The 20,266-nt window shown below is 61.6% G+C and carries 17 protein-coding genes; 8 read left to right on the top strand and 9 right to left on the bottom strand.

The window, feature by feature from the left end:
• Positions 1–6: 6 nt before the first annotated feature.
• The 7 genes from ACOYJQ_RS17780 to ACOYJQ_RS17810 all read right to left on the bottom strand — a co-directional run bounded on the left by ACOYJQ_RS17780 (position 7) and on the right by ACOYJQ_RS17810 (position 6,590).
• Positions 7–672 (bottom strand): amino acid ABC transporter permease, encoded by a 666-nt coding sequence (locus ACOYJQ_RS17780; RefSeq protein WP_433460363.1) that lies wholly within the window; start codon positions 670–672, stop codon positions 7–9.
• A gap of 67 nt (positions 673–739) precedes the next feature.
• Positions 740–1,549 (bottom strand): transporter substrate-binding domain-containing protein, encoded by an 810-nt coding sequence (locus tag ACOYJQ_RS17785; RefSeq protein ID WP_433460364.1) that lies wholly within the window; start codon positions 1,547–1,549, stop codon positions 740–742.
• A gap of 337 nt (positions 1,550–1,886) precedes the next feature.
• Positions 1,887–2,375: a winged helix-turn-helix transcriptional regulator gene (locus tag ACOYJQ_RS17790; protein WP_433460365.1), complete on the bottom strand. Its 489-nt coding sequence runs from the start codon at positions 2,373–2,375 to the stop codon at positions 1,887–1,889.
• Positions 2,376–2,397: 22 nt separating this feature from the next.
• On the bottom strand, positions 2,398–3,120 hold the full coding sequence (locus ACOYJQ_RS17795) for a haloacid dehalogenase type II (RefSeq protein WP_433460366.1): 723 nt from the start codon (positions 3,118–3,120) through the stop codon (positions 2,398–2,400).
• Positions 3,117–4,484, bottom strand: coding sequence for an aminotransferase class III-fold pyridoxal phosphate-dependent enzyme (locus tag ACOYJQ_RS17800; RefSeq protein WP_433460368.1), 1,368 nt, complete (start codon positions 4,482–4,484; stop codon positions 3,117–3,119). The genes ACOYJQ_RS17795 and ACOYJQ_RS17800 overlap by 4 nt, the downstream gene beginning before the upstream one ends.
• Before the next feature lie 70 nt (positions 4,485–4,554).
• Positions 4,555–5,049, bottom strand: a complete 495-nt coding sequence (locus tag ACOYJQ_RS17805; protein ID WP_433460369.1) for a RidA family protein — start codon at positions 5,047–5,049, stop codon at positions 4,555–4,557.
• A gap of 542 nt (positions 5,050–5,591) precedes the next feature.
• Positions 5,592–6,590, bottom strand: a complete 999-nt coding sequence (locus tag ACOYJQ_RS17810; protein ID WP_433460371.1) for a LysR family transcriptional regulator — start codon at positions 6,588–6,590, stop codon at positions 5,592–5,594.
• Positions 6,591–6,840: 250 nt separating this feature from the next.
• Here ACOYJQ_RS17810 and ACOYJQ_RS17815 point away from each other — a divergent pair, with 250 nt between their 5' ends.
• Positions 6,841–8,220 carry an aspartate aminotransferase family protein gene (locus ACOYJQ_RS17815; protein ID WP_433460372.1) on the top strand — a complete coding sequence of 460 codons (1,380 nt, stop codon included), beginning with the start codon at positions 6,841–6,843 and terminating at the stop codon, positions 8,218–8,220.
• Positions 8,221–8,361: 141 nt separating this feature from the next.
• Here ACOYJQ_RS17815 and capA read toward each other — a convergent pair whose 3' ends face one another.
• Both capA and capB read right to left on the bottom strand, forming a co-directional pair.
• Positions 8,362–10,467, bottom strand: coding sequence for a caprolactamase subunit alpha (capA, locus tag ACOYJQ_RS17820; protein ID WP_433460373.1), 2,106 nt, complete (start codon positions 10,465–10,467; stop codon positions 8,362–8,364).
• 121 nt (positions 10,468–10,588) lie between these two features.
• Positions 10,589–12,340, bottom strand: coding sequence for a caprolactamase subunit beta (capB, locus tag ACOYJQ_RS17825; protein WP_433460375.1), 1,752 nt, complete (start codon positions 12,338–12,340; stop codon positions 10,589–10,591).
• Between the two features lie 263 nt (positions 12,341–12,603).
• Between capB and ACOYJQ_RS17830 the strand changes: the two genes are divergently transcribed.
• The 7 genes from ACOYJQ_RS17830 to ACOYJQ_RS17860 all read left to right on the top strand — a co-directional run bounded on the left by ACOYJQ_RS17830 (position 12,604) and on the right by ACOYJQ_RS17860 (position 20,197).
• Entirely contained in the window at positions 12,604–13,578 is a 975-nt protein-coding gene (locus ACOYJQ_RS17830) for a helix-turn-helix domain-containing protein (protein WP_433460377.1), read from the top strand.
• Between the two features lie 261 nt (positions 13,579–13,839).
• On the top strand, positions 13,840–14,874 hold the full coding sequence (locus tag ACOYJQ_RS17835; RefSeq protein WP_433460378.1) for an ABC transporter substrate-binding protein: 1,035 nt from the start codon (positions 13,840–13,842) through the stop codon (positions 14,872–14,874).
• A gap of 114 nt (positions 14,875–14,988) precedes the next feature.
• Entirely contained in the window at positions 14,989–16,155 is a 1,167-nt protein-coding gene (locus ACOYJQ_RS17840; protein WP_433460379.1) for an ABC transporter permease, read from the top strand.
• 2 nt (positions 16,156–16,157) lie between these two features.
• Entirely contained in the window at positions 16,158–16,934 is a 777-nt protein-coding gene (locus ACOYJQ_RS17845) for an ABC transporter permease (RefSeq protein ID WP_433460380.1), read from the top strand.
• A gap of 60 nt (positions 16,935–16,994) precedes the next feature.
• Entirely contained in the window at positions 16,995–18,059 is a 1,065-nt protein-coding gene (locus ACOYJQ_RS17850; RefSeq protein ID WP_433460381.1) for an ABC transporter ATP-binding protein, read from the top strand.
• 82 nt (positions 18,060–18,141) lie between these two features.
• Complete coding sequence (locus ACOYJQ_RS17855) at positions 18,142–19,449, top strand: NAD(P)/FAD-dependent oxidoreductase (RefSeq protein ID WP_433460382.1); 1,308 nt, start codon at positions 18,142–18,144, stop codon at positions 19,447–19,449.
• A gap of 178 nt (positions 19,450–19,627) precedes the next feature.
• Positions 19,628–20,197, top strand: coding sequence for a cupin domain-containing protein (locus ACOYJQ_RS17860; protein WP_433460383.1), 570 nt, complete (start codon positions 19,628–19,630; stop codon positions 20,195–20,197).
• The last annotated feature ends 69 nt before the right edge of the window (positions 20,198–20,266 follow it).

A 20,266-nucleotide genomic window follows, 5' to 3' on the forward strand; every position in this document is an offset into this window, starting at 1 on the left:
CCTCTCTCAATAGCGGAACAGGCGCCAGGCCACGAGCCGGGCCGACAGGGTAACCGCCTTGGCGATGACGTAATAGATCACGGCAGCCAGCGCGAAGAACTCGAAGGTACGGAAAGAGCGTGCGTTCAGTTCCTGGGTGACGCCGGCAAGATCGGTGTTCATGCCTACGGTGACACCAAGGGAGGTCATCAGGATGGCCCACACCATCTGGTTCGTCATCGGCAGAAAAGCGACGCGCAGCATCTGCGGCAGGACAATCAGCCTGAAGGACTGAAGCGCGGTCATGCCGAGCGACCGGCCGGCGCGCGTCTGGGTATCGGGAATGGCCTTGAGGGCGCCGCGGAAATTCTCCGCCAGATAGCCCGCGTTGTTGAAGGCAATGCCAGCGAGCAGCGCAGCATAAGGGCTCAGATGGATGCCGAAATTGCCCAGCCCGAAATGCGCCATATAGATCTGGAACAAGGCGGGCGTGTTGCGGGCAATCTCCACCCACGCAAGCGCGAAACCGACCAGAACACGGTTGCCCGACCTGCGAAATACTGTCAATGCAATGGCGCAGGCAATGCCTATGGCCATCGACAGGACGGAGATCTGCAAGGTTACCAGAGCGCCGTCCAGAAGCTGGGGTAAGGCATTGAGCGCCTGATTCCAGCGAAATGAATAGTTCAGCATTACCGCCTCACGGTGCGATCAGGTGAGGCGGCGGCGGATGTCACCCCCGCCGCCCACGGATTGCGGGTTAGCGGTAAACGCCGTTGACGGTCAGATCCGGCACGTCACCGCCGATCCACTTTTCGTAAAGCGCGGCGTAGCGCCCGGTGCGAACCTGCTGGTTCACGAACAGGTTCAGGTAGTTGAGCAGGCCGTATTCATCGCGCAGGGTAAAGAGCGCAACGTAGTCGATATCGAACGGCGCCGTGCCGACGACGGACATGCCGGGGAAGTTGCCGGACTTCACGTTGGCCTGCGCAACCGTCGAGGTCGAGACGGTCGCGTCGAGATGGCCCTGGCTCACCGCCAGGAACACGTCGGCCTGCGTCTGGTAGGGCCGGAAGGTGCCCGCGCCCCACGCCTTCACCTGCGCCTCCAGCGCGATCGCCTCATAGGTGCCCGCCGTGGCGCCCACCGTCTTGCCCTTCAGGTCCTCGAAGGACTTGATGCCCGACTTGTCGTTGGCCGTGACGGAATTATCAAAGGCAAAATAGGGAATGGTCATCCCCACGGTCTTGGCGCGCTCCAGCGTGTCGGACGTGGAGGCGACGCCCACGTCGACGCGGCCCGACATCAGCGCCGGAATACGCTCGGGAAACGGCGTCTCGACAATCTCCGCCTTGACGCCGAGAGCGGCCGCGAGATCGTTGCAGTAATCGACATCGAAGCCGATCGGGTTGTTGGATGCATCACGCGAGCCCATGGGCGGAAAATCAAGCACAACCGCGCAACGAAGAACGCCAGACGAAATGATATCATCCAGCTTGTCAGCATGCGCAGGGGCGGCCGATAGAGCTAGGCACGCGGCGACACAGATAGCGTATACGTTGGTGGTCATTGTGATCCCCCTTGATGTTCTATTATCATTGGTCTTCGCGGGGCCGGCTTTCGCACGGCATGCGGAGCAAACCAATCAAACGCCCGGCCATGATAGGTATTCCGACAGCTTTCGGATTCCGAAAGGGCCGCTCCCTCTGGCGTAACGTGCCGATTGCAGAATGGTCAGCGGCTGATTCTGCCAGGCGACAGGTTATTCTTTCCGTGGTTTCGCAATCTTACTTCCAACGGACAGGAAGCCAGCCGCGCCGGTTGCGGATCCGCGATATCGGTTCAATTGATGGATGAAACTCGCACGAGCAGTTTTCTGTGCGTTTAAAATCTGTAATATGTAAAATTCATTCATCAATTAAGTATTTTAATGGTATATTATCTCTCTGAATAATTGTTTTTATAACAATATAACTAAAATACTTCTCCATTCCTATATTTCGATCCAGTATACCCTCCATCATTTCCTGGTACTTGGCTACATTCGGTGCGAGGAATTTCAGGAGATAATCATAACCGCCGCTGACCAGGTGACATTCCTGAAGCGCATCATATTTCCGGATCTCGGCCTCGAACTTGACGAAGTCGTTCTGACGGTGTCCGTTCAGGGTGACCTCAGTGAATACTGTAATGTGTTCCACGAGCTTCGAGAGATTCAGTTTCGCATTGAAACTGATGATGAATCCGGCTTTCTCAAGCCGCTTGACGCGCGAGAGGCAGGGGCTTGGAGAAAGGCCCACCGCCTCCGCGAGTTCGACGTTGCTGATCCTGCAGTTGTTCTGCAACTGAGCGAGTATGTTGATATCGATCCGGTCGAGTTTCGGCGTAGCAACCATACTGCTCTCCGCAAAAAAGAGATCAGGCGCGCAGCGCCTCCTGGTGAGCCTTGACCAGGTCCGCCATGCTGTTGAAGCGGAAGTTGTATTTAGGCAGCTCGCCCGGGTGCATCGTCGCGCCGAAGCCTTCCTGGTCGTAGCGGCGATAAATCCAACAGGATGCGAGCCCATGCCGGTTCGCGGGGCCGTGATCATGGAACATGCTTTCGGCCGTGTGCAGGATCTCGTGCTTTTTGATGCCGAGGGTCTTCAGCTTGGCGAGCATGTACTCGAAGTTGCGGTCGGAAGGCTTGTATGAACCGCAGTCTTCCGCCGTGTAGATCGCATCGAACTCCACTCCAAGCTTCTTGTTGCTGGCGTCGAAGCTGACATTGTCGACGTTCGACAGAATGACCAACTTATAATACTTTTTCAAATACTGAAGCGCGCCCGCCGAATCGCTGAAGGCCGGCCAGTTTCCGACCGACTGGCCGTAGGCGAGGGCTTCCTCGAGCGAGACGGTGATCCCCCATTCCTCCGCGAGACGCTTGTAAACGATTGGCAGCAGCTCGCTGTAGTTCTTGGCAGGCGTCTGCAACTGCTGCGAGGACTCGTGCCGCGCATGCGCTTCGAGGATCTCGTTACGACTGAGTTCGCGGTCGAGCTTCGCCGTGAGCGGCTTCAGCCCCTCGATCATGCCTGATTCCCAGTCGATCAGGGTTCCGTAGCAATCGAATGTAAGCGCCTTGAAGTCGGTGAGTGTCATTGGTGCAACTCCCTGCGTTCCAAAAGAGAATCCAGTGTGGCCATCAGCTTGTCAACGAGTTGGTCGATGTTGCCCACCGTGATGCACAGTGGGGGCGCGAGTCCGATGGTTCCGTCCGCGAATGCGCGGATGATGAGGCCATTACGATAGGCCGTTTCAAATGCCCGCTCAGCGATTTTCAGGTCCGGCGCGGGCTTCTGCTTCGTCTTCTTGTCGACGACAAGTTCGATCCCCGCGAGCAGGCCGAGGGAGCGGACATGCCCCACCAGCGGGTGGTCGGCGAGCTCCGCCAGCCGCCGCGCCAGGTGTTCACCGGCGACGCGCCCGTTCTCCAGAAGCCCGTCCTCGTAGAGACGAATCACCTCCAAGGCGACCGCGGCGCTCACCGGATGGCCGGAATAGGTGAGCCCGTGGCCGAACGGCACGCCTTCGGGAACAGCATCGGCGAGCACCTGATAAATCTCGTCGGAGATGAGGGCGGCGCCCATCGGAATGTAGCCGGCGGTGAGACCCTTGGCGAGGGTCATCATGTCGGGTTCGATGCCTTCATGTTCACACGCGAACATGGGGCCGGTGCGGCCGAATCCGGTGATGACCTCGTCTACGATGAACAGGATGCCCAGTTCACGGCAGGCTTGCTGCATGGCGGGCAGGAAGCCTCTGGGTGGAACGATGACGCCACCCGACCCCTGGACAGGCTCGCAGATGAAGGCCGCCACGTTCTCGGCCCCCAGTTCGCGTACCTTATTCCGCAGCGCCGCCACCGATGCCGCAATAATACGGTCGGGCTCGGGCCCTTCCGGGTGGCGATAAGGATCGGGAGAGGGAATGTAATGTTGCCATTGCCGAGGCAGGTCGAAGCCGTCCTGGAACAGCCGCAGCGCCGTCAGGCCTGCGCCATTGGAACTCGAGCCGTGATAGCCGCGCTCCAGTGAGATGAACTGCTTCTTCTGGGGGCGTCCGAGGGCGTTATTGTAGTACCAGACCATGCGGATGACGGTGTCGACCGCATCGGACCCGCCGAGCGTGAAGAAGACGTGGTCGAGCGAGGGGGGAGCCAGCCTTGCCAGCTTGGCCGCCAGCCTGATGGCCGGCTCGCTTCCGAAATGGAAGTATCCCGTCGCGTAGGGGAGGCGGCGCATTTGTTCCGCTGCGGCCTCTACGATGCTTTCATGCCCGTATCCGGTATTGACGCACCAGAGGCCGGCGAAGCCGTCGAGCAGCACGCGCCCAGAGGCATCGGTAACCTCACATCCCTTGGCGGAATGCAGCACGGTGACGCCCCGGCGCTCGTGGGTCCGTAACGACACGACAGGATGAATCAAATGCGCGCGATCCTGATCGACCAGTGAGTTCGACAACATTGAAGTCTCCCAGTTCGTTTTCAGAGTACAAGCTACTGAGATTCTTCGGCAAGTTCGCAGCGAACTGGCGTTATGAATCCGCCAGATGTGCCGATGATGCCTTGCTGCCGGCATTTTCTGCCGCGGGGCAGGCGCCTGAAGAGCCCATGGCCGCCCGCGTCGCGGCGTTCTGATGGTCGAGTGCAACGCAGTCGGCTTCGATCTCAACCAGCCAATCGGGATCAATGAAGCGCGAGACTTCCATGAAGGTGCAGGCGGGACGTATGGACCCGAACACCTCACCGTGTGCTCGCGCGGCCTCTCGCCATTGCTCAATGTTGGTCAACATGATGCGAGTGCGAATGACTTGGGCCAGCGTGCCGCCTGCTTCTTCGATAGCGCGACGTGCGATCTCCAAGCATAGCTTGGTTTGTGCGTAAACATCGCCGGGATAGGCGGCCCGGCCGTCAGGGCCGATCGGGGCGGTTCCAGCGACGGCGAGAAAGGGACCAACCCTCACGGCGCGACTGAACCCGATCTCTGGTTCAAGCGGCGATCCTGAACTGACAAGTTTTCGCTGTTCCATGCAAACGCCCCCAAGACCTTTAGCTATTCTCTAATCGACTATCGGAACGGGTGGCGATAGCGGCAGTCGTTGCGCAGTTTCTGGCTGGAACACGGTTGCTGGATTACTAGGCTTCAATGGCCTAAATGGCCGTTGATAAGCCGTTTCAGTCGAGGAAGGTCACAGCAGTGCGGTAGCGTACCGATAATCAGTTATAACTCGAATTGATATTTATTACCATGGGCCGAGAATATTAATATGACGACCGCAGAACAAGAAAATGCTCATGGGTGACCTTGGCAGACTGCGAGATCATAACCAAAGTCAAGGGGATAAACATTCCGGGGATGGGGGGAACCAGCTATGATAAAAGCAGACGCAATTGCAGCTTTCGCCGCTCGTGGTCGGCAACCTTTCAGATGTGTGCTTTTCTCGATCTCCGCATGGCACAAGCCATATCCCGGTAAGCTGAGATCATCGTAATATTCCACTGCTTTGACAGTGGCGCCTGAATTTTTCTCCCGTTCTGGCAGATGGAAATGTTTTCGCATAACACACTTTTGCTATGACTTTACCGCTCTGGAGGATGGTATTTCCGCTCGGCGGACATCTGACGTGCGAATCGCAACCGTCGTACTCGCCGATAATTCATCGATCAGTATGCCGCGAAAAATCGCGCCACCCAGCCCGAGCGGGCGGGCCTTGCGATGCACCAGATAGCAGATGTTATGCGTCCGGCTTCCCTCGATACGCAATTCGCGGATATCTCCCTTCTCAACCCAATGCTGCGCAAACGTGATCGGCACGATTCCGAGATAACGCGACGACAGCACGAGCAACATTCTCGACAGGATCGTCGGCGCGCGCGCCCTGATTTTCAGACCGCGCACGAACTCGGAATATATTTCCTCCTGGGTCACCTCGGCGGCGACGAAACCGTATTGCCGCAGCTCTTCCGGCGTCAGCGTCTCATCGTCACAATCGAAAAGCGGGTGCGCCTTGCCGCAGAAAATACCCATTTGCTCTTCGCAGACCGGCGCGATGGCCAGCGCATCGTTATGACGGTCCAGCGTGGTGAACCCCAGATCGGCCGTTCCCTCAAGCACCGAAGCGTAGATATGATCGGGCGAGGTCATGCGGACGTTCAGGTTCAGGTCCGGATAACGATCGCCGATGCGCCCGATCGCGCGCGTGAGCGGTTCCGTGAATTCAAAGAGAAAACTGTCGTCGGCAAGAAGAGTGACGGTATCCTCCAGCTTGTAAATCGCCGCGCCCACGAAATCGTTGAAGCGTCCGATATCCGCCAGAAGCTGGACCGCAGCGGAGTGCACCATCTGCCCCTGCTCCGTCAGGCTGAAACCCGATCGTCCCCGCTCGCACAGGCGCATGGCAAGGCGGTTCTCAAGCCGGCTGAGCCCCAGGCTGATGGCGGATTTGCCTTTACCGAGCCGCGCCTGAGCCGCCGTAATGCCCCCCGCGTCGACAATCTCGACGAACTCGCGCAAACCGGCAATGTCGGCTTCCGAAAGATTGCCGCGAAAAGGTCTGGGAATCAGTTTCATGCCGCACTCCGTAGCTTGGCTAATGGTTTTCATTTTACCAAACTTTGGTCAAGCAAACGAATATCGACGCAACCGGAGATATCGGGTAGCAAGACAGGCAGACGGTCAGGCTCGCAGCAATCGCTACGGGGACTCGCGAAAAAATCGTGCGTCAGGACGGGCGGCGGGACAGACGCCGCGTCAGGCGCAAAACGATTTCCCCTTTGCCCGACGATGCTTTGGCCGCATGCATAATCTGAGGTAAAAAGCCATGAGCGAACTGAAGAACTTCGATAAAACCCCTGAAGAGCGCGATATCGCGCATCATTTTCATGGCTATACCGACGCCCGACGCCACGAGGAAATCGGGCCGATGATTATCGAGAGCGGCCAGGGCATCTATGTCACCGACAACAGCGGCAGGCGCTTTATCGAAGGAATGGCGGGGCTGTGGAGCGTGGCCGTCGGCTTTCAGGAACAGCGGCTGATCGACGCCGCCATCGCGCAGATGCGGAAGCTGCCCTTCTATCATAATTTCGGCCATAAAAGCCACGACCCGGCGATCGATCTGGCGGAACAGCTCATCGAGCTGGCCCATGTGCCGATGTCGAAGGTGTTTTACACCAACTCGGGTTCGGAGGCGAACGACACCGTGCTGAAAATGGTGTGGTATCGCTCGAACGCGCTCGGCAAGCCGGAGAAGAAAAAGGTCATCGCCCGCAACCGCGCCTATCACGGCGTCACCATCGCTTCCGCGAGCCTGACAGGCCTGCCGAACAACCACCGCTCGTTCGATCTGCCGATCGACCGCGTGCTGCACACCCTCGCGCCGCATTACTGGAAGGAAGGCCGCGACGGCGAAACCGAAGAGCAGTTCGCCGCCCGCTGCGCCGAGGAGCTGGACGCGCTGATCCAGCGCGAGGGGCCGGAGACCGTGGCCGCCTTCTGGGCGGAGCCGGTCATGGGCGCCGGCGGGGTGGTCGTGCCGCCGGCCACCTACTTCGAGAAGATCCAGGCCGTTCTGGCGAAGCACGACGTCCTCTTCGTAGCCGACGAAGTGATCTGCGGCTTCGGCCGCACCGGCGAGATGTTCGGCGCGATCACCTACGACATCCGCCCGGACGTCATCGTGATGTCGAAGCAGATCACCTCCAGCTACGTGCCGTTTTCGGCCATCATGATGAACGATCGTTTCTATCAGCCGATAGCCGAGGAAAGCCACAAGATCAGCACTTTCGGCCACGGTTTCACGGCCGGCGGCCACCCGCTGGGCGCGGTCGTCGCGCTGGAGAACCTCGCCATCATCAAGGAACGCGATCTCGTGGCCAATGCCCGGGACGTGGGCGGACATTTCCTAAGCCGCCTGCGAACCCTGTCGGAAAGCCCGCTGGTCGGCGAGATTCGCGGTGTCGGCCTGATCTCCGCCGTGGAGCTGGTGGACGACAAGGCCACGAAGTCTGTCAAGGTCGCCGGCAGGCTCGGACGCCTGATGAACGAGGCCATGCAGCGCAACGGCCTGATATCGCGCGGAATGGGCGATGCCGTGGCCTTCTGCCCGCCCCTGATCATAACCCGCGCGCAGGCGGACGACATGTTCGAGATCGTGGCGCGGTCGCTGCGCGAGGTTGAAACCGAGCTGGGCGTCGCCTGAGGCGGAATGGCCGTATTACGCCAGAGGCAGCGAGCTTGACCCGTTGCCTCTGGCGGGGCCGATGCGGGTCGAAAACCGTTGTTATGGCAGAAGAAAGGGCGGGACCTTGCCGGTCCCGCCCTGCTTTTCGTCAGGCGCCGGTCAACGCGGCGAATGCCCCGCCTGCCGGCCATTGACGGCGGTCAGGATATAGACGCCGTTCGTATCGAGTTCGGCCATCCAGCCGGGCTCGATGACGACGGTGGTCGTCACTTCCTGAATGACGGCGGGACCGGTGATCACGTCGCCCGCCCCCATTTTCGCGCCGTCGTAAACTGGTGTTTCGTGCTTGCGGCCGGCGGGATCGAAAATCATCTCCCGCGTGCCCGTCAGTGCGGAATGCGCCCCGTTGCCCTTGCCGACGACCATGCGCGGCGGCTCCTCGACGAAGCCGGAAACGGCGCTTTCCACGTTCACCACCTCCACCGGAGTATGTGGCTCGGCGTAGGTGTACAACTCCTCGTGGCGGGCATGGAACGCGGCCTTGAGCCGCTCCAGCGCATCCTCGTCGATGGGGAAGGGATCGACGGTGACGGCGCATTCATGGACCTGCCCGACATAGCGCATGTCGAGACTGCGGCGGATGCTGATCTGGTCGGGCGCGAAGTTGTCGGCCGCGAGGTCCGCCCGGCCTTTCGCCTCCAGCTCCGAGAAGGTCGCATCAAGACGCCGGGCGGCTTCCGCTCCCTCCAGCCGGGCGGCAATCGGCGCCATGTAGTTGTATTTCACGTCCGAGATGATCTGTCCGAAGGCGCAAAGCCCGGAGGCCAGCTTGGAGACGAGCACCTTGCCGATGCCCATTTCGCGCGCCAGCGCCGTGATATGCGCTCCGGTCGCGCCCCCGGCGCAGTTCAGCACGAAATCGCGCGGGTCGTAGCCCCGTTCGACCGAGACGCGCCGGATCGCGTTCACCATGTTGTTGTTGACGATGGTGAACATGCCGTAGGCGGCTGTCTCGACGCTGATGCCCAACGGCTCCGCCAGATGGGCGCGGATCGCATTGCGGGCCTTTTCGACGCTGAGCGGCAGGCGGCCGCCCACGAGACCTTGGGACGACAGGTAGCCCAGCACGAGGTTGGCATCGGTGGTGGTCGGTTTTTCGCCGCCCTTGCCGTAGCACGCCGGTCCGGGTTCGGAGCCAGCCGACTGCGGCCCCATCTGCAACAACCCCATCGGATCGACCCAGCCGATCGAACCGCCGCCCGCTCCAAGCGTTTCCACCTGGATCATCGGCACGCCGATGCGATAGCGCAGGAAGTCGATGTTCTTCGACACATTGGCCTCGCCGCCGCGCGTCAGCGTGATGTCAAAGCTGGTGCCGCCCATGTCGACGGTGATGATGTCATCGAACGCATAGGGCGCGCCCAGATAAAGCGCCGCGCGCGGGGCGGAGGCCGGCCCCGAGTTGATCGCGTAGACCGGTTGTTCGGCAACGACCGCCCCGGTCGCCAGACCGCCGTTCGACTGGAAGTAACGCACGGGCTGCCGCGCGCCGAGCCCCTGGAAATAGCGATCGACGGCCGCGACGTAACGCCGGAGGATCGGCGCCAGATAGGCGTTCACGACAGCCGTCGAGGTGCGGGTATATTCGCGCACCTGCGGATAGAGCCGGCTGCCCACGGTCAGCGGCACGTCGGGCATCATCTCGCGCACGATTGCGGCCGCGCGCAATTCGTGATCGGGATGCAGCACGGACCAGACGAAGCTGATCGCCACCGATTCAACACCCTCGGCGATGAAGTACCGGCACGCCTCGCGCACCGCGTCTTCATCGAGGGGGGTACGGACCTCGCCCGTCGAGAGGACGCGCTCGGCGATGCCCTTGCGCAGGTGGCGCGGCACCAGCATAGTCGCCGCCGGATAGTCTGGATCGTAGCGATAACCGTCCTCCTTGTGGCCGAGGCGGATTTCGATGCTGTCCTCATGGCCCCGGGTGGCGATGAGGCCGGTTTTGGCGCCGGTGTGGGTAATCAGCGCGTTCAACCCCACCGTGGTGCCGTTGATGCACAGATCGGCATTCGAGACGAGCGTTTCCGGCGTGATGCCGGTTTCCTCCGCGATCACGGCCAGACCGTTGCGGATGGCCACCGTCGGATCGTTGGGCGTCGACAGCGCCTTGAAGATGCGCAGCTCTCCGTCGCGGTCGGCCAGGATGAAATCGGTGAAGGTGCCGCCCGCGTCGATGCCGAGGCGATATTGATGTTTCATCGTTTTGTTCCCTCCAGATTAATTCCCCGTTTCATCGAAACGCGGCAATAATCCAGGCTATTGATTTTGAGCGAATTCTGATCGATCAAATGATTCCATCTGATCGGAAAGCGCTCCAGCTTCAGGCGGCCGCGCGCAGTTCCGTGGTCGCGGCTTCGTCGACGGCAAGGCCACCGCGATCCGTGATGACGACGCCGTAATCCAGCCGCGCGCCCTCCACACTGACGAGACCGTTGCGGACATCCTCCAGCACCTTCGCGGCGGGGCGCTCGAAGGGATTGCCGTAACCGCCGCCGCCGGGGTTGCGGTTTGCCGCGCGCTCGCCCGGCCGGATCGTTTCGATGACGTTCTCGGTGATGATCTGCGTCTCGCCGTTGCGGGTGACTTCCAGCCGGCCGACCTTGGGCGCGACCATCGCCGATTTCGCCCCTGCCGCGCCGAGCGCCGGAATGCGGCGGCCTTCCCCGAAAGTGATCAGCGTCATCTGGCTGTCGAGCGGTTCGACCTCCCAGCAGGTGCCGGACCCACCCCGGAACCTGCCGGCCCCGCCGGAATCCTCCATCAGCGAATAGCGGTGGATGATGATCGGATAGCTGTGCTCCAGCATTTCGATATCGCCGGATGTCAGGGCGCCGAAACAGCATTCCGGCCCGCAGGCGTGCCAGCCGTCCTGACTGGCCGTGGCCCCGGCCCCCGAGATGATCGAGGCCAGCACCATGGTGACGTATTCCTCGTCGTGGCGCTTGTCCCAGCCGGCGATATTGCAGCCGTTCGCATGGCCCCAGCTTGCCGACACCCGCGCCGGCGCGGCCTGCTCGAAGGCGACACGAACGGCGTCCGTCAGCGTTTCCATGGGCGTGGTGGTGCAATTCATATGCGGCGCGGGTGAAGTCGCGTTGCACAGCGTGCCGCTTGGTCCCATGTCGGTGGAGACGCAGCGATAGAGTCCCTCGTTGTAGGGCGGCGGCAGTTGCGCGAACATCATCAGGCCGAGATAGACGCCCGAATGGCTGTTTCCCTCATAGCTGTTGATGAAATAGGGCACCTGCGGCGGCGAGCTGATCGCGATATGGCAGTTGTCGCCGGTGATGGTGACGGTCGCAGTGATATCCATGTCTCCGAAACCGTGGCCGGCGTCCTCCAGCACGGCGGTGCCGGTATAGGTGCCGTCCGGAATGGTGGCGATGAGCTTGCGCATATGCGCTTCGGCCATGTCGAGAAGCTCGGCGATGCACGCCTGCACGACGGCCTTGCCGTACTTGTCCATCAGCCGGACCAGCGCCCGCGCGCCCACCTGGCAAGCGCCGATCAGGGCGTTGAAGTCGCCCTCCTGGTCGCGGCGGGCGCGCATGTTGGTCAGGAGCAGGTTCATCACGTCATGGCGCGGCTTGCCCCTGTCCCACAGCTTGACTGGTGGAATACGCAGGCCCTCGGCGAAGATTTCCGTGGCATTGGGATTGTAACCGGCGGGAACCGGGCCGCCGATATCGGTCAGATGGCCCTTGCACACGGTCCAGAACACCAGCTCGCCTTCATAGAACACCGGATAATACATGCAGGTGTCGATGATGTGCGATCCGCCATAGGCGGGATCGTTATGCAGGATCAGATCGCCCTCGTGAATGTCTCCCTCGAAAAAGGCCGCGACGGACTTCATGGCGGGAATCAAGCTGCCGAGATGGATGGGAATATCCTGCCCTTGCAGGATCATCTCGGGCGTATGATTGAACAATGCTGTCGAGTAATCATGCGCCAGATTGAAAACGGAACTGCGCGCTGTCTGCTCCAGCGCCAGCGTCATCTCGCGCTGCGTGGTATCCAGTACCCCCCGCACCACCGACAAGGTGATCGGATCTACTTTGCGTGTTGTCATGGCGTTTCCCCGTCCGCAGCCGATACGGCGCGCACGACAGGGCAGCCGGGAAGCGGTCCCGGTTCATGATATCCTCCCTGCGACGTGCCGCTTATGCGGCATCTCTTCGGCTTGCCCATGATGCAGAAGCAGATGCGGGACGGTCTTGACGCTGGGCGCGCAAAAGTTTGTCAATCAGCGCAGTCCGGCGTGAACGATATTTGTTTTGCCTCGATGCCGACTGAATGTTACATATGAAACTAGTCAATGCGTGGAGGTGCTCCTTGAGACTGGAGAGCTACAGCACCGTCGCCACCGCTCCCCCGGAACGCGCGGCACACTGGTCGACGATCATCGCCGATACCTATTTCCCGCTGCACCTCACCTATCGCGACCCCGAAACTTTTCAAGGCCAGCTTGAACGACGCACTGCGGGGCCGGTGGCGCTGTCGCGGCTGCGCACCGAGCCGGGACAGTACGAACGGCGGAGCGGCGATATCCGGCAGGGCGAGACCGAGGATTATCTCGTGACCATTCCGCGCATGGCTCCGGTGCTGTTCCACCAGCTTGGCCGTGACGTGAACTGCGATCCGGGAGGATTTATACTGGAGCGCGGGGACGAACCCTATCGCTTTTCCTACAAGACCCGCAACGATCTTCTGGTCATGAAGGTGACGCGCCGCGCCCTCACCGAACGGCTGCGCCAACCGGACCGCTTCTGCGCCATGGTTTTCAACGGCAGGGAGGGGCTGGGCGGCCTGTTCGTCGAGACGGTCCGGCGCGTTCATGCGATGTCAAGGGATGCAGCGTCCCCGGATTCGGGTGCCTCGCCCGTTCTCGGCCGGCAACTGGTCGAACTGCTGGCGCTGACGCTCGACCGGCAGGCCGAAAGTGACGGCGGCGCCTCGACACTGGTCCGCGCCACCCATCTGGAGCGGGCGCAATCGGTCATCAAGGGCAAGCTCACCGATCCCGGATTGTCGCCGGGAACGGTGGCCGAGACATGCGGTATCTCGAAACGCTATCTTCATGACCTGTTCAACGAGGCCGGAACGTCCGTCGCGCAATACATCCGTGAATGCCGCCTGCACGCCGCCCGCGGCATGTTGCAGTTGCCCGGCAACGCATCGCTGGCCATGATCGCCTATCAACTGGGATTCGGCGACCAGTCCCAGTTCTCGCGCCAGTTCCGGACGCTGTTCGGCCAGACACCGAGCAGCTATCGCAAGAGTTGCCGCGACGAACGCGACAGCTCCTGAAACGGCGCCGCCGCCAACACCGTAGCCACCCTCCCGCAACCGCGCGCGGCTGCGGCATGTCGCCGGGCGCTCACCCAGATATCGAATCATAACCAATCGCTATCGAATTACATAGCAAATCTCAAAAATGTAGGAAAATTGTTGACGCCCCCCGCGTGCGGCCATATGATGCATAGTGCCATTTGTAACAAATAAAAACAATATATATCACAAGGAGATGCCGCTTACAGGAGCGGCGTTTGCCCGTACGGGGAGGATAACATGAAGCATGCATCGGCATTTCTCGTGGCGGCCGGTATTCTGACCGCTGCGACGTCCGCCGCCCAGGCGCGCGATTTCACGATCGCGGGCTGGGGCGGGGTGTACCAGGACGCCCAGAAAGAGGCCTATTTCAAGCCTTTCGCAACGGATAAAGGCCTCAAGCTGACCGAAACCACCTATCTCGGCGGGCTCGCCGAGCTGAAGGCAATGGCCGACTCCGGCAAGGCCACCTGGGATCTTGTGATTGTGGAAGGCGCCGACCTGCAGATCGGCTGCGACGAAGGGCTGTTCGAGCAGATCGACTGGAGCGCGATTCCCACCAAGGGCCAGCTCAATCCTAACGCCGTCCAGGATTGCGGTGCCGGCAACGTCGTCATCGGCAACGGCCTTGCCTACAACGCCGACGCGTTTTCCACCCCTCCGGCCGACTGGCGCGACTTCTTCGACACGGAGAAGTTTCCCGGCAAGCGGGGCGTCCGCAACTCCCCACGCATGAACCTCGAATACGCCCTGCTGGCCGACGGCGTTCCGCCCGATCAGGTCTATAAGGTGCTGGCGACCCCCGAGGGCGTTGACAGGGCGTTCGCACAGTTCGATCGCATTCGCAACGAGCTTCAGTTCTGGGAGGCGGGTTCCCAGCCGGTGGAATGGCTTTCGGCCGGCAATGTCGCGCTGAGCACCGCCTACAATGGCCGCATCATCTCCGCGCAGGCGGAGGGCAAGCCGCTCCAGTTCGTCTGGAAGCACCACGTCTACAACATCGATTCCTGGGCGATTCCCGCCAACTCTCCGTACAAGGACGAGGCGCTGGCCTTCATCGGCTTCGTCAGCAACGCGGAGCCGCAGGCGAAGTTTTCGAGCCTGATCCCCTACGGGCCGACCAACAACGAAGCGGCGGGCCTCATTCCGGCTGACATCCTCGTGAATATTCCCGCCGGAAATAACACGGAAGAGGCGCTGTTCCTGTCGGATGCCTTCTGGATCGACCACGGCGACGAACTCACCGAGCGCTGGAACAACTGGTCGACCCGGTAATCATCGCCTTCCAACTGTCCGCCTGACAAGTCCTGTTTGCCATCCAGCGAGCCCCACCGGTTGCCGCATGCGACAGCCGGCGGGGCTCGCGCCGACCCGGAATGGTACGGATTCATGCAAAATGCCCATGGTACCCGTTTAACGGCCCTACTGGTACTGATCGTGCCGGTGGTCGTCTACGCTCTGGTTTATCTTACCCCCCTGTTCTCGGTCATGTCGCTGAGCGTCGACAACAGCGCGTTGAGCAAGCCGTTCGCGCACCTGTCCCGCGCGATCGACAGCGAGGAGCAGGACGAGCGCGCCGCCGCTCTGCTGGCCGATCTGACCGCCATGGACCCGCGCACCCGGGCGGAGGCGGCGCGCATGCTCAATCAGGAACTGAGCGGCTTCCGGTCGCTGCTGATGGACACCGGGCGCGTCGCCTCCACAATCCCGCCGACCATGGCCGGCCTGACCCAGCATGACGCCCGATGGGCAGATCCTGCCTACTGGGACGTGCTCGCAAACGCGGTGAGCTCCATAACCTGGCGGCATTTCCAGCGCGCCACCGGCATCAGGCCCGACGGCGACGGCAAGCTGACCATCGCCAAGGGCGATGACATCTACTTGCAGATCATGCTGCGCACGTTCGTCATCGGCTTTCAGGTGACGGCGCTGACATTGCTCATCGCCTACCCGCTCGCCTATGCGGTGGCCAACAGTTCGAGACAGGTCGCGGGCATCATCCTGACGCTCGTCCTGATGAGTTTCTGGACGTCGATCCTCGTCCGCACCACCGCGTGGCTGGTGCTGCTGCAAAGCAACGGCCTGATCAACAGCCTGCTCATGGCGCTCAACCTGATTACGGAGCCGCTGCAACTCATCTTCAACCGTTTCGGCACCGTCGTCGCCATGACCCATGTGGTGCTTCCCTTCGCGATCCTGCCGATGATCAACGTCATGAAGACCATTCCGCGCTCCCAGGTGGATGCATCGCGCAGCCTCGGAGCCGGCCCGATCGAAACCTTCATCCGCGTCTATTTCCCGCAGACGCTGCGGGGTGTGTTCGTGGGCGGCGGCACGGTCTTCATTCTCTCGCTCGGCTTCTACGTGACGCCGGCGCTCACCGGCGGTCCCGGCGACCAGATGTTGTCGTATTACATCGTTGACTTCATCAGGAAGGGCCTCAACTGGGGAATGGCATCGGTTCTGTCCGTCATTCTTCTGTTCAGCGTGATCCTGCTGGTGCTGATCGGCGCCGGAATCAGGCAGCTCACCAACCGGCGCAAGGCGGAGGCTTGATCATGGCGCGCATCATCTTCCTGATCAGCGTGACGACCAGCCTGATCTTTCTCGCGGTTCCCCTGATGCTGGTGCTGCCGCTGGCGTTCAATGACAGCTCCTTCCTCAGCTATCCGATGGAAGGGCTCACGATGCGGTGGTTCGAGACCGTGTTCACCGAGGCCCCCTGGGTGGCGGCGTTCTTCAACAGCGTCAAGGTCGCAACCGGCGCGATGGTGGTTTCGGTGCTGGTCGGCGGTCTGGCGGCCGTGGGCACGGTTCTGTCGGGGCGCATCGGGCAACTGGTGTTCTGGGCCTTGTTCGTGTCGCCGCTCGTGATTCCGAGCGTCGTGGTCGGAGTCGCTCTTGCCTACGCGTTCGCGCGGGTCGGCATCAGCGGCGGTTATGTGGCGCTGGTGCTGGCTCACACCATCCTGGGGGCGCCGCTGGTGTTCCTGTCGGTCATGACCTCGCTGAAGGGGCTCAATCCGGAACTCGAAAAGGCGGCGGCCTCGCTCGGCGCCTCGACTTTCTATCGCTTTCGCACGGTCACGCTGCCGCTGACGGCGCCCGGCTTCCTCACCGGCGCGCTGTTCGCTTTCGTCACCTCGTTCGATGAAGTGGTCGTGGCCCTGTTCCTCGCGTCTCCGCAATCGACGACGCTGCCCATCGCCCTGTTCTCCGGCCTGCGCGACCGCTTGCAGCCGACGATCATCGTTGTGGCGCTGCTGCTGTCGCTGTTCTCGCTGCTGTTCTACTTCATCCTCGCGCGGCTCCAGCGCCAGTCGACGCCGACGTGAGCGGGCGCGCGTCTGGATCAGGTCGAATACCCGCAAGGATTACTTCCAAGGATTACTGCGATGTCGTCAATCGAGATAGCAAACATCAACAAGTTTTACGGCACGACCCAGGCCTTGTTCGACGTCTCGCTCTCCATCAACAAGGGGGAGTTCGTGACGCTCCTCGGTCCGTCGGGATCCGGCAAGACCACCTTGCTTAAAATCCTGTCCGGGTTCGAGCCGGTATCGAGCGGCACGATCACGATGGACGGGCGCAACATCACCTCCGTGCGGCCCGAGAAGCGCAACTTCGGCCTGGTTTTCCAGGGCTATGCCCTGTTCCCGCACATGAGCGTGCATGACAACATCGCCTATCCGCTGAAAGTCCGGCGCTTCAGGCGCGACGAGATCGAGACCCGCGTCAACGCGATGCTCGATCTCGTCCAGCTCGGCCGTTTCGCCAACCGAAAGCCGTCGGAGATGTCCGGCGGCCAGCAGCAGCGCGTCGCGCTGGCGCGCGCACTGGTCTTCAAACCCGACCTGCTGCTGCTCGACGAGCCGATGTCGGCGCTGGACAAGAAGCTGCGGGTCGATTTGCAGGAGGAGTTGCGCGACATCCATCGCACGCTGGGCACGACGTTCATCAACGTCACGCATGACCAGGAGGAGGCCATGCACATGTCCGACCGCATCGCGGTGATGAACCACGGCCGCATCGAGCAATACGACAGCGCCTTCAATCTCTACCGGCACCCGACGTCGCGGTTCGTGGCCGACTTCATCGGCAAGTCGAATCTGTTCCCGGGGGAGGTTCTCCGCGACGGGGCAGAGCATGTATTCCGGTCCGACAGCATGTCCGTGCGCGTGGCCGAGGCTCCGGCCCGCACCGGAAAGGCGACGCTGCTCATCCGCCCGGAGGACGCGACGCTGGAGCCCGCGCCGCCCGGAGACGGGCGCCTGCATCTGGCGGCCAACGTGCTGCACTCGACCTATTCCGGCGATCGGGCGCTTTACACGGTCACGCTGGGTGACGGCGCGCCGTTCATCGCCTATGGGCGCGCCCGCTCGGGCATCTACGAAGACGGCGAGTCCGTCTACGTCACCTTCAAGGCGGAAGATTGCATGGTCTTGCCCGACGCCGCATGAGGCCCGCCAGATGTCGCGCATCCCGCGACGATGCAGGCCGCGCCGCTCCGAGTGCACACGGCAACAGATTTCCGGAGGGATGATGAAGACGACCCCATACTGGTGGGAAGAGGCAGAGCCGCAACACGGCGAACGACGGCCCGACCGCGACGCCTGCGACACGCTCGTGGTGGGCGCGGGCTATACCGGCCTTTCAGCGGCCATCACGCTGGCTGAGGCCGGTGTCGACAACGTCGTCGTGGTCGACGCCCGGCGTGTCGGCGAGGGTGCGAGTTCGCGCAACGGCGGACAGCTCGGCAACGCGCCCAAGTTCGATCTGGCCTATGCGACCCGCCTTTTCGGGCCGGAGCGCGGCGGCGAGATCATGGAAGACTATGCGCAATCCATGCCCTTCCTTCTTGAGCGCGCCCGCACGCTGACCGATCCGTTCGATCTGACCATGAATGGAACCGTCATCAGCGCGCATACGCGGGCGGACCTCGACCGGCTGCGGCAAGAGCGGGATGCCCTTCCCGCCGAACAGCGGGGTAACGCCGAACTCATTCCCGAACAGGCCATCGGCACCGTGCTGAAGACGCGCATCTATCGCGGCGCGCTGCTGCGGCACGACCAGGGTTCGATTCATCCGGCCAAGTATGTGGCGGCACTGGCGAACCGCGCCCGGGCGCTCGGCGTCCAGATCGTTACCGGCCTCCGTTATCTCGGTGCAACGCAGGGCGCCGACGGATACACAGCCATCCTGCGCGAGGACGCGGGCACGGAGACGTTCAGCCTTCACGCGGGCCGGATACTCCTCGCCGTCAATGGCTATGCCGGGCCGGAACTGCCGTGGCTGCGGCAGCGCACCATCCCGATCCAGAGCTACATGATCGCCACGGAGCCGCGGCCCTTCGCTGAAATGGAGGAACTCATTCCCGGCAATCGCGCGGTCATCGACACGAAACATATCCTGTATTACTTCCGCCGCTCGCCGGACGGCACCCGCATCCTGTTCGGTGGCCGTGCCCGCTTTCGCACCTCGACCGAAGCGGAATCCGCGGTCGGCCTGCGCGCTTTCATGGAGCATACCTTCCCGTCCCTGAAAGGCATCGGCATAACCCATTCGTGGTCCGGCAACGTCTGCTTCGCGCGGGACTTCGTCAGCCACATCGGGCGGACGGGCGACGGCATCTATTACTCATCCTGCTGCAACGGCAACGGTATTTCCATGTCGACCTACCTGGGCCATCGCGCGGCGCAGGCGATGCTGGATCTTCCCGGTCACGACCGCGGCGTGGTCAACACGCACTTTCCCCGCATTCCCCTTTACAACGGCCACCCGTGGTTCCTGCCGATTGTGGGAAGCTGGTACCGTTTTCAGGATAAATACACACGCTGGCGCGATCGCTGACGACTGTGCAGCAGCGTCCCGGTCTCGCCGCGTCCCGGAGGCGACAACTTGCTCCTCCGCAATATCGGCGCTAGCAAGGTTCAGAGGCTGTTCGCTTCATTTTGTGAGCGATGAGCCTCGATGACAACGAGACCGGGGCAAACCGGAATCCGGGTGACCCAGGGGAAGCGGGAACGACATGAGTGATGAAAACTTCGATGTAGGCGCACGCCTCAAGGCTTTAAGGACAGCGGCCAAACTGTCCCAGCGGCAGTTGGCGGAGCGCGCGCAGGTCCCTCATGCACAGATCTCGATCATCGAGCAGAACAAGTCCAGCCCGTCGATCTCCACGCTGCGAAAAATTCTCGGCGGCCTCAATGTCAGCATGTCAGACTTCTTCGACGCCGATCGCACGGCCCTTCCCGGCCCCTTCTTCGGATCGGAGGAACTGGTCGATCTCACCTCGCGCATCAAGGCCAAGGGGTATCTCTCGCTGCGACAGGTCGGCGATGCCAAGGGTCATAACCTTCAGATCCTGCACGAAGTTTACGGTCCCGGCGCCGACACGGGCGAGGTTCTTCTCCAGCATCTCTCGGCTGAAGGCGGCATCGTGGTGCAGGGCGAGCTTGAGATAACCGTCGGTGAGGACGTTCGCGTGCTGCGCGCGGGAGATGCCTATCTCTTCGACAGCCGCCAGCCGCACCGTTTCCGAAACACCTCATCCAGCGTGACCATCGTGATTTCCGCCTGCACGCCGCCCTATCTCTGATCGCTCATAATATAGAACGTATTGCGCAAAATATAGAGCTATGTTATACAGTCGATCAGGATAAGCCGA

This window comes from Pseudochelatococcus sp. (assembly GCF_050946405.1).
Lineage (GTDB): Bacteria > Pseudomonadota > Alphaproteobacteria > Rhizobiales > Beijerinckiaceae > Pseudochelatococcus.

Excerpts from the sequence above, each read along its gene's own strand:
- capB (WP_433460375.1), bottom strand. The coding sequence starts at position 12,340 with ATGACAACACGCAAAGTAGATCCGATCACCTTGTCGGTGGTGCGGGGG.
- ACOYJQ_RS17835 (WP_433460378.1), top strand. The coding sequence starts at position 13,840 with ATGAAGCATGCATCGGCATTTCTCGTGGCGGCCGGTATTCTGACCGCT.
- ACOYJQ_RS17790 (WP_433460365.1), bottom strand. The coding sequence starts at position 2,375 with ATGGTTGCTACGCCGAAACTCGACCGGATCGATATCAACATACTCGCT.
- capA (WP_433460373.1), bottom strand. The coding sequence starts at position 10,467 with ATGAAACATCAATATCGCCTCGGCATCGACGCGGGCGGCACCTTCACC.
- ACOYJQ_RS17840 (WP_433460379.1), top strand. The coding sequence starts at position 14,989 with ATGCAAAATGCCCATGGTACCCGTTTAACGGCCCTACTGGTACTGATC.
- ACOYJQ_RS17860 (WP_433460383.1), top strand. The coding sequence starts at position 19,628 with ATGAGTGATGAAAACTTCGATGTAGGCGCACGCCTCAAGGCTTTAAGG.
- ACOYJQ_RS17850 (WP_433460381.1), top strand. The coding sequence starts at position 16,995 with ATGTCGTCAATCGAGATAGCAAACATCAACAAGTTTTACGGCACGACC.
- ACOYJQ_RS17845 (WP_433460380.1), top strand. The coding sequence starts at position 16,158 with ATGGCGCGCATCATCTTCCTGATCAGCGTGACGACCAGCCTGATCTTT.
- ACOYJQ_RS17855 (WP_433460382.1), top strand. The coding sequence starts at position 18,142 with ATGAAGACGACCCCATACTGGTGGGAAGAGGCAGAGCCGCAACACGGC.
- ACOYJQ_RS17785 (WP_433460364.1), bottom strand. The coding sequence starts at position 1,549 with ATGACCACCAACGTATACGCTATCTGTGTCGCCGCGTGCCTAGCTCTA.
- ACOYJQ_RS17810 (WP_433460371.1), bottom strand. The coding sequence starts at position 6,590 with ATGAAACTGATTCCCAGACCTTTTCGCGGCAATCTTTCGGAAGCCGAC.
- ACOYJQ_RS17800 (WP_433460368.1), bottom strand. The coding sequence starts at position 4,484 with ATGTTGTCGAACTCACTGGTCGATCAGGATCGCGCGCATTTGATTCAT.
- ACOYJQ_RS17815 (WP_433460372.1), top strand. The coding sequence starts at position 6,841 with ATGAGCGAACTGAAGAACTTCGATAAAACCCCTGAAGAGCGCGATATC.
- ACOYJQ_RS17780 (WP_433460363.1), bottom strand. The coding sequence starts at position 672 with ATGCTGAACTATTCATTTCGCTGGAATCAGGCGCTCAATGCCTTACCC.
- ACOYJQ_RS17795 (WP_433460366.1), bottom strand. The coding sequence starts at position 3,120 with ATGACACTCACCGACTTCAAGGCGCTTACATTCGATTGCTACGGAACC.
- ACOYJQ_RS17805 (WP_433460369.1), bottom strand. The coding sequence starts at position 5,049 with ATGGAACAGCGAAAACTTGTCAGTTCAGGATCGCCGCTTGAACCAGAG.